Origin of the sequence: Mesorhizobium sp. M7A.F.Ca.CA.002.04.1.1 (genome assembly GCF_004022805.1) — a bacterium.
Classification (GTDB): domain Bacteria; phylum Pseudomonadota; class Alphaproteobacteria; order Rhizobiales; family Rhizobiaceae; genus Mesorhizobium; species Mesorhizobium ciceri.
This window is the reverse complement of the sequence record NZ_RZPL01000186.1, coordinates 1-8,578: the sequence shown is the minus strand read 5'-3', so window position 1 is coordinate 8,578 and position 8,578 is coordinate 1. Positions and strand designations below refer to the sequence as shown.

10 protein-coding genes are annotated in these 8,578 nt (G+C 63.5%); 6 read left to right on the top strand and 4 right to left on the bottom strand.

What is annotated here, in order from left to right; translation table 11 throughout:
• Together ENZ75_RS12430 and ENZ75_RS12425 are read right to left on the bottom strand one after the other, a co-directional pair.
• Positions 1 to 591: protein-L-isoaspartate O-methyltransferase (locus tag ENZ75_RS12430; RefSeq protein ID WP_164887795.1), on the bottom strand; the 591-nt coding region annotated here is incomplete at its 3' end.
• 87 nt (positions 592 to 678) lie between these two features.
• Complete coding sequence (locus ENZ75_RS12425) at positions 679 to 2,043, bottom strand: Nramp family divalent metal transporter (protein ID WP_013530120.1); 1,365 nt, start codon at positions 2,041 to 2,043, stop codon at positions 679 to 681.
• Between the two features lie 235 nt (positions 2,044 to 2,278).
• On the opposite strand from ENZ75_RS12425, the gene mntR reads away from it, so the two are divergent.
• From mntR to ENZ75_RS12405, 4 genes are all read left to right on the top strand, one after another.
• The gene (gene mntR, locus ENZ75_RS12420) at positions 2,279 to 2,728 is read left to right on the top strand and encodes a manganese-binding transcriptional regulator MntR (RefSeq protein ID WP_024504117.1); all 450 of its coding nucleotides are present in this window, start codon (positions 2,279 to 2,281) and stop codon (positions 2,726 to 2,728) included.
• 89 nt (positions 2,729 to 2,817) lie between these two features.
• Positions 2,818 to 3,006, top strand: coding sequence for a hypothetical protein (locus tag ENZ75_RS12415; RefSeq protein WP_013530122.1), 189 nt, complete (start codon positions 2,818 to 2,820; stop codon positions 3,004 to 3,006).
• A 199-nt stretch (positions 3,007 to 3,205) separates the two neighbouring features.
• A complete protein-coding gene (locus ENZ75_RS12410; RefSeq protein WP_013530123.1) occupies positions 3,206 to 4,126 on the top strand; it encodes a neutral zinc metallopeptidase in 921 nt (306 codons plus the stop codon).
• 156 nt (positions 4,127 to 4,282) lie between these two features.
• A complete protein-coding gene (locus tag ENZ75_RS12405) occupies positions 4,283 to 5,548 on the top strand; it encodes a TCR/Tet family MFS transporter (RefSeq protein ID WP_063168787.1) in 1,266 nt (421 codons plus the stop codon).
• 73 nt (positions 5,549 to 5,621) lie between these two features.
• On the opposite strand, the gene carA is transcribed toward ENZ75_RS12405, so the two are convergent.
• Complete coding sequence (gene carA, locus ENZ75_RS12400; RefSeq protein ID WP_063168786.1) at positions 5,622 to 6,839, bottom strand: glutamine-hydrolyzing carbamoyl-phosphate synthase small subunit; 1,218 nt, start codon at positions 6,837 to 6,839, stop codon at positions 5,622 to 5,624.
• 276 nt (positions 6,840 to 7,115) lie between these two features.
• Here carA and ENZ75_RS12395 point away from each other — a divergent pair, with 276 nt between their 5' ends.
• Together ENZ75_RS12395 and ENZ75_RS12390 are read left to right on the top strand one after the other, a co-directional pair.
• Complete coding sequence (locus ENZ75_RS12395) at positions 7,116 to 7,565, top strand: GatB/YqeY domain-containing protein (RefSeq protein ID WP_013530126.1); 450 nt, start codon at positions 7,116 to 7,118, stop codon at positions 7,563 to 7,565.
• A 127-nt stretch (positions 7,566 to 7,692) separates the two neighbouring features.
• Positions 7,693 to 7,983 carry a hypothetical protein gene (locus tag ENZ75_RS12390; protein WP_063168785.1) on the top strand — a complete coding sequence of 97 codons (291 nt, stop codon included), beginning with the start codon at positions 7,693 to 7,695 and terminating at the stop codon, positions 7,981 to 7,983.
• Between the two features lie 61 nt (positions 7,984 to 8,044).
• On the opposite strand, the gene ENZ75_RS12385 is transcribed toward ENZ75_RS12390, so the two are convergent.
• A partial coding sequence (locus ENZ75_RS12385) for a TetR/AcrR family transcriptional regulator (protein WP_245481151.1) occupies positions 8,045 to 8,578 on the bottom strand: 534 nt, incomplete at its 5' end.

Here is an 8,578-nt window from a genome sequence, read left to right as displayed (position 1 = left end):
GCGCTCGGCCGGCCGCCAGGGAAAGATCATGCGGCCGCCTGGCCGCAGCGCCTTCAGCCATCCGGCCGGGGGCGCTGCGACCCCGGCATTGACATAGATGATGTCGGATGGCGGCAGGGGCGTCGTCACGGCATCGCCATGGACCACCGTCGCATTGCCATAGGCTTCGAGATTTTGACGCGCCAGATCGGCCAGCTTCTCGTCGAGTTCGAAAGCGGTGACGATGCCGCCTGGCGAAACCAGCCGGGCCAGCACGGCGGTGTAGTAGCCGGTGCCGGCGCCGATATGGCAAACCGCCTCACCGGGTTTCGGTTCAAGCTTTCCAATCCACATGGCGTGCAGGAATGGCTCGCCATTGTTGATGCCCTTGTCGTCGTCGAGCGCCACCAGCACGTTCTGATAGATATGAGCCGGATCGGCGCTTGGTGTTGTGACCCTGCCGTTGCCGGCGACGACCGTCCACGGTCCGGGACCGAGAAACGCTTCGCGCGGCACGTCGGCGAAAGCCGCTTCCAGACGTGGGTCGGGCGAGCCGGCATTGGCGGCCAGCAGCCGCGCGTAGAATTTCCTGATGTCTTCGATCCGGGTCATGATGCCGGAAAACATAGCGCGGATTGCCGATTTGTCGCGAGGCTGCCCCCTGCGCAGAGGGCAGCTGGTTTCCAGGCGAAGCGGAACTCAGCCGACCCCGAACATGGTGTCGTAGAGCAGCTTGAAGTTGAGCACCAGGATGATCGCGGCGACCACCCAGGCAAGGGCTGCGACGCCGCGCGGAATGGCGAGATTGCCCATCTTCTTCTTGTCGGAGACGAACTGCACCAGCGGGACGACCGCGAAGGGCAGTTGCATCGACAGGATGACCTGGCTGAACACCAGCAACTGGCCGGTGCCCTTTTCGCCATAGAGCGCGGTGACGACCACCACCGGGATAATGGCGAGGCCGCGCGTCAGCAGCCGGCGTGCCCAGTTGGGGATGCGCAGGCGCAGGAAGCCTTCCATAACAATCTGGCCGGCGAGCGTGGCCGTCACCGTCGAGTTCAGGCCGGAAGCCAGCAGCGCCACAGCGAACAGGATCGAGGCGATGCCGAGGCCGAGCAGCGGCGACAGCAGCTCGAAGGCCTGGCCGATCTCTGCGACGTCCTGGTGGCCGGTGTTGTGAAAGGCGACCGCGGACACGATCAGGATCGAGGCGTTGACGAACAAAGCCAGCATCAGGGCGATGGTCGAGTCCGTCGTTGCCCATTTGATGGCGTCGCGCTTGCCCTTGTCGGTGCGTTCATAGGCGCGGGTCTGCACGATCGAGGAGTGCAGATAGAGATTATGCGGCATGACGGTGGCGCCGATGATGCCGATGGCGATGTAGAGCATCGCCGGATTGGTGACGATTTCCGACGACGGCACGAACATGGCATGCAGGATCGAACCGGCCGGCGGGGCGGCGACGAAGATCTGGATGGCGAAGCAGCTGAAGATGATGATCAAAAGCGCGATGACGAAGGCTTCGAGATAGCGAAACCCCTTGTTCATCAGGAGCAGCACGAGGAAGGCATCGAGCGCCGTCAGCATGGCGCCGCCGATCAGCGGAATGCCGAACAGAAGCTGCAATGCGATCGCGGTGCCGATGACTTCGGCCAGGTCGCAGGCGATGATGGCCAGCTCGCAGGCGATCCACAGCACGAAGTTCACCGGCCGGGGATAATAGGCCCGGCAGGCCTGGGCGAGGTCGCGGCCGGTGGCGATGCCGAGCCGTGCCGCCAGCGCCTGCAAAAGGATCGCCATCAGGTTGGACAGCATGATGATGAACAGCAGCGTGTAACCGAACTGGGCGCCGCCGGCGAGGTCGGTCGCCCAGTTGCCGGGGTCCATATAGCCGACCGAGACCATGTAGCCGGGACCCATGAAGGCGAACAGGCGACGGAACCAGACGCCCGAGTTCGGCACGGCGATAGAGGAATTGACTTCGCGCAGGCTGGGCTGCTCGTCCTCGTCGGGCCTGGCGAACCGCCATGAGGAACGGGAGGCTGTGGCTTCGGCTTCGGACATGAAGGAGGGCTTTCCGCGAGACTGGACGATGTTGGCTTAAGCTATGCCATGGCTCAACATTATGCAATATGCTATATTTCATTGTCGTTGCTTTTTATCCGGCTGGCGGTCATCGGGTGAAGCGGCAATCGGAAGCCCCGGTTGCACCTGTGGCGGAATGCAAATAAACGGCCTGAAGAATCAGAGCCCGTGCTATGAAAGCATGGATGGCAAATAGTCCTGGGAGGAGCGCGTATTGGTGCTGAAGAACAGACCAGTTCCGCGCGAGCCGCTGCTCGACGCCGAAATTCATTCGGAGGGCTTCCGGCAGCAGCGCGAAGCGCGCCGCAGTGCGTTGGTCGAGGATTATGTCGAGCTGATCGCCGACCTGATCGAAGACGGCAACGAGGCGCGTCAGGTCGACATCGCCGCACGGCTCGGCGTCGCGCAGCCGACGGTGGCCAAGATGCTGACCAGGCTGTGCGCCGACGGTCTGGTGTCGAGAAAGCCCTATCGTGGCGTGTTCCTGACCGAAGCCGGCCGCAAAGTCGCGGAGGAAAGCCGCATCCGCCACCAGACGGTGGAAGCTTTCTTGCGCTCGCTCGGTGTCAGTGCGGAGACAGCGCGCATCGATGCCGAGGGCATCGAGCACCATGTCAGCGCCGAGACGCTGGAAGCCTTCCGCAAGGCGATGACGGCGCGCTGAGCGCCAGAGTTCCCGCGTCGCCGGAACCGTCGCACGCCAGACACGTTTGCACCAGATCCGTGCGATTGGCGCGCGAAAGGGAGGAAACGATGGGCATCGAACAAACGCCGGCGGCAAAGGGCAAGCAGGCAGCCGAGGGACTGAAACAGGCGGCGGCCAGGGATGAGCGCAAGACCGAAGCCGAAACCGGCCATCCGCTGAAAAAGGGCGCGGCGCGTTTCGAGGAGCGTTCGAAGAGCTCCGACGGCAAGAGCGCCGGCGCCAAGCAGGAAGATTAGCTCTCTGTCGGGCTTACGTGATCGGCTGTAGGCCACGGGGACGATTGCCACGCCGAGCCGCTCGCCACAACGAACTTGGCCGCAAGGCAACCCGTGTGGCCAAAAAGGCCATCGAAAAATGCTGTGACTTGGCGCAACCGTTGAGATAATTGTTTGTCGCCCCGGAGCAACGGGGAGGTTTGCTGCACGAGGAGTTGCCATGCTCTGGAAGGGCCGTCGTCAGAGTGACAATATCGAGGACGACCGCAGCGACAGCGGCGGCGGCGGACTCGGCGGCGGCGGTGGCCAGTTCCGCATTCCGATCGGCGGCCGTACCGGTGGCGGCGGCAGCATCTTCCTCGTCATCCTGGTGGTGCTGGCCGGATGGTATTTCGGCTTCGATCCTTCGACGATCCTGGGCGGTGGCGACGGCGGCCTGCTGCCGGGCGGCGGCGGCCAGATCACCGACAATAGCGGCCAGGACAACGGTGCCACACCGGCCAATGACGAGATGAAGCAGTTCGTGGCGACCGTGCTGGCCGAGACCGAGGACACCTGGACCGGCATCTTCAAGTCGCAGGGATTGACCTACGAGGATCCCAAGCTGGTGCTGTTTTCCGGCCAGGTGCGCTCGGCCTGCGGCTTTGCCTCCGCGGCGGCCGGACCGTTCTATTGTCCCGGCGACCACAAGGTCTATCTGGACATGACCTTCTTCCAGCAACTCGACCAGCAGTTCGGCGCTTCGGGCGAATTTGCCCGCGCCTATGTGATCGCGCATGAAATCGGCCATCATGTGCAGAACCTGACCGGCATCATGTCCAAGTTCAACCAGATGCGGCAGAGCATGGGCGAGGTCGAGGCCAACCAGATGTCGGTGCGAATCGAGCTTCAGGCCGACTGCTTTGCCGGTGTGTGGGCCCACTACACCGGACAGAAAGGCATATTGGAGCAGGGCGACATCGAAAGCGCGCTGAACGCCGCCAAGCAGATCGGCGACGACACGCTGCAGAAGAAGATGCAGGGCTATGTCGTGCCGGAAAGCTTCAACCACGGCACCTCGCAGCAGCGGCAGACCTGGCTGGCGCGTGGTTACAAGAGCGGCAAGCTGTCGGATTGCAACACGCTGAGTGGGCCGATCTGACCAGACCGTTGTCGAGCTTCACCTGCCGGCGATGCTGCCGTCAGGTGGTGTCAGGATGAATAGATTCGGCCTGTTCCTGCATTGTTCCTTTCCGCGAGCTCGCCTATAAGGTGCGTCCGCCTGCGCCTGAGGGCGAGCAGAGGAGCTTGATCCTGCATGATCGACCCCAAAACCGCCAGACGGGGCCTTGCGCTCGTCTTCACCACGCTGCTGCTCGACATTATCGGCTTCGGCATGATCATGCCGGTGCTGCCGGCCTATCTCCGGGAATTGACCGGGGTCAGCATCAGCGGCGCGGCGATCGAAGGCGGCTGGCTGTTCTTCGTCTATGCGGCGATGCAGTTCTTCTTCGCACCGATCATGGGCGGCTTGAGCGACCGGTTCGGGCGGCGGCCGATCCTGCTCGCATCGGTGCTGACCTTCTCCATCGACAATCTGATCTGCGCCGTCGCCTGGTCCTACCCGATGCTGTTCATCGGGCGCGTGCTGGCCGGCATTTCGGGCGCCAGCTATTCGACGACATCGGCCTTCATCGCCGACATCTCGAACGATGACAATCGGGCTAAGAATTTCGGCCTGCTCGGCATCGCATTTGGCGTCGGCTTCGTCATCGGGCCGGTTCTGGGCGGGCTGCTCGGCACGTTCGGGCCGCGCGTGCCGTTCTATTTCGCCGCCGGGCTCGCCTTCGTGAATTTCCTCATCGCTTTGTTTTTCCTGCCGGAAACGCTCGATGACAAGCACCGCCGCCGCTTCGAGTGGAAACGCGCCAACCCGGTCGGCACGCTTCTGCAGATGCGCCAATATCAAGGCATCGGCTGGATCGGGCTTGTCTTCTTCCTGATGACGCTCGGGCATATGATGTATCCGGCGGTCTGGTCGTTCGTCTCCAGCTACCGCTATGGCTGGAGCGAGCAGCAGATCGGCTTCTCGCTCGGCGCCTTTGGCCTGTGCGGCGCGATCGTCATGGCGACGGTGCTGCCGCGCGTCATCCCTAGGCTTGGCGAGTGGAAGACCGCAGTCATCGGCCTGACATTCACGGCAGCCAGCGCCTTCGGCTACGCCTTCGCGTCGCAAGGCTGGATGATCTATGCGGTGATCGTCGTCGGCTGCCTGGAAGCGCTGGCCGACCCGCCGCTGCGGAGCCTCGCCGCCGCCAAGGTGCCGCCTTCGGCGCAAGGCGAACTGCAGGGCGCGATGACCTCGATCTTCTCGATCACCTCGATCATCACGCCGCTGCTCTACACGGCGATCTTTTCCTGGTTCACCGGGCCAAGCGCGCCGGTGACCTTCGGCGGCGCGCCCTATCTGCTGGGAGCGTGCTTCCTGACGCTGGCGGTCATCGTCTTTGTGACGAAAGTTGCGAGGCCGGCAGCGCGCACGAATGTCGCCACCGGTGTCGCTGAGGATGGAGCACAGGTGTGAGTCACAACCGCATTGCGCTCACCAGGGAGGGCCATCCCGGCAGGGCAATGAGGGGCGGCGCTACCGGATCGCGCTAAGCCCGTTCGGCCAGCAATTCCTCACCGCGCTTTTCGCGGATCAAATTGACGAAGCGGCGGAACAGGTAGTGTGAATCCTGCGGGCCGGGCGAAGCCTCGGGGTGATGCTGGACCGAGAACACCGGCCGGCCGGTCAGGGTGATGCCGCAATTCGAACCGTCGAACAGCGAGACGTGGGTTTCCTCGACGCCTGATGGCAGCGAGTCGGCATCCACGGCAAAGCCGTGGTTCATCGAGACGATCTCGACCTTGCCGGTGGTGTGGTCCTTGACCGGATGGTTGGCGCCGTGATGGCCCTGGTGCATCTTGGCGGTCTTGCCGCCCAGCGCCAGCGCCAGCATCTGGTGGCCAAGGCAGATGCCGAACACCGGGATGTCGGTCTTCAGCAGATCCCGGATGACCGGTACGGCATAGTCGCCGGTGGCTTCCGGGTCGCCGGGGCCGTTGGAGAGAAAAATGCCGTCCGGCTGCATGGCGAGGATTTCCTCGGCGCCGGACTTGGCCGGCACCACGGTGACCTTGGCGCCGAGGCCGGCGAGCAGGCGCAAGATGTTGCGTTTGACGCCGTAGTCGATGGCGACGACGTGCATTGTCGGTTCGATCTGTTCGCCAAAGCCTTCGTTCCACACCCAGGGTGTCTCGCGCCAGACCGAGGACTGGCCCGACGTAACCTCCTTGGCGAGATCCAGCCCGATCAGGCCCGACCATGCGGCGGCGCGGCGCTTCAGATCGTCGATGTCGAACACGCCATCGGGCGCATGCGCGATGACGGCGTTGGGCATGCCCTTTTCACGGATCAGCGCGGTGAGCGCGCGGGTGTCGATGCCCGACAAAGCGACGATGCCGCGCTTCTTCAGCCACTGGTCGAGACCAGTGCCGGCACGGTAGTTGGACGGGTTGGTGACATCGGCCTTGAACACGGCGCCGACGGCGCCGGCGCGGGCGAGCGGATTGAGATCCTCGATGTCCTCGTCATTGGTGCCGATGTTGCCGATATGCGGGAAGGTGAAGGTGACGATCTGGCCGGCATAGGACGGATCGGTGAGGATTTCCTGATAGCCGGTCAGCGCCGTGTTGAAGCAGACTTCGGCGACAGCGGAGCCGGTGGCGCCGAGACCGCGACCTTCGATGACGGTACCGTCGGCCAGCACCAGAAGGGCGGTCGGCTTTTCCGTGGCCCAAGCGGGGGTCAAGGCGGGCGTCATCTCGGCCATGCGGCACTCCTGTCAGGCCGCGCGCTGCAACCGGCCCGGCGGGCCATCTGCGCGGCAAACGGCGCGAAGCGGCGATTTCGCGGCTTCCACGCAGTCAAATTTCCGTTCATGCAAGGCCCAGTACATAGGGGAAGGGGGCAGGGCGGTCAATGATCATGCGAAATGCCGCCATATTTTATTTCGCCTAGCAAAATCAGTGGCTTGCCCCGGCACATCAGAGTTTGCCTTGGCTCGCCCGCGGCGCTATTGTCCGCGCCGATCGAAGGAGAATGCACCATGCGCGGCAAAATCGCCGAATCCCTGAAGAGCGCGATGAAGGCGCAGGACAAGCACCGGCTGCCGACATTGCGGCTGATCCAGGCCGCCATTCACGACCGCGACATTGCCAATCGCGGGTCAGGCAAGGAGCCGGCCAGCGACGAGGAGATCCTGCAGATCCTGGCCAAGATGGTGAAGCAGCGCGAGGAATCGGCCAAAGCCTTCGATGACGGCAAGCGGCCGGAACTGGCCGCGCAGGAGCGCGGCGAGATGGAGATCATCCGCACCTTCCTGCCGACGCAGCTGGATGATGCGGCGGTAACTGCTGCGGCGCGCGAGGCGATCGCCGCGACCGGTGCGGCCAGCCAGAAGGACATGGGCAAGGTGATCGCCGCACTGAAGCAGAAATATGCCGGCCAGATGGATTTCGGCAAGGCGAGCGGCATCGTCAAGGGTCTGCTGCAGTAGGGTGCTGCTCATCTCGTCGCTTGGGTGGCCGACCGGGCGGAATCCAGATCCGTCCGGAATCCAAGTCCAGGAATTGGAACCCGGATAGCGCCGAGATGTTTATCCGTCATGCAACTGGAGAGATGCCATGACTGAGAACGAAACCCGCTATGAAACCGGTGCGACGAAATATCCGGCAAAGACCGATGCCGACGCTTCCGATGAATTCTCCCAGGATGCGGCCGCCAACGAGAAGCCTGCCGGCGGAATAGGGCTCACCCGCCGGATGGGCGAAGTGGAAGACCGCACCCGCCAGTCGGAGGGACAAAACCCGCCAAAGCAAGCCACGCCGAGCGCTGCAACCGAAAAGACGTCCGGGGCCGGCCCCGCTATCGCGGAGCGTTCAAAGGACGCCAAGGCTCCGAAGAGCAGCCAATGAAGCGAAGGCCGGGAGCACTCCTGCGGCGCTTTGGAGATCGGCGGACAAGTGGTTCGCGTAGTTAGCGTTTGCCGATCCCTTCAACGACGATGCGGATGAGGTGCCTGATCTCGTCCTCGCTGAATGACCCGGCCGAAAGCGCCGAAAGCATCGCCTGGCCGTATATTCCAAGCAGGACCAGCGCCATGAAATTGGCATCGTCATCCCTGCGAATGACACCTTGCCGTTGGCCGAGCACCAGAAGGTCCCGGACCAGGCGCTGGAATGAGGGCCGGTCGGGCGGCGGCTGCAGGGACGGACGCTCGGCGGGGGCAAGAGCCAGCCTGGCAAGCGAGGGATTGGCCAGGCACCAGCCGGCGCTGTCGAGAAAGACTGTCTCGAGCATGACGAATACATCTTCGTTCGCCGCCATGCGGGCGCGGTAGGCGGCATCGCCCGCCTCCACGCGGGCGATGAGCCGCAACGCGATTTCTTCTTTCGAACTGAACAGATTGTAGACCGTTTTGCGGGTCAAGCCGGCACGCGTCGCGATCTCCTCGACCGAGGTGTTGGCAAACCCCATCTCCCGAAACGCCAGGTCGGCGGCATTGAGGAT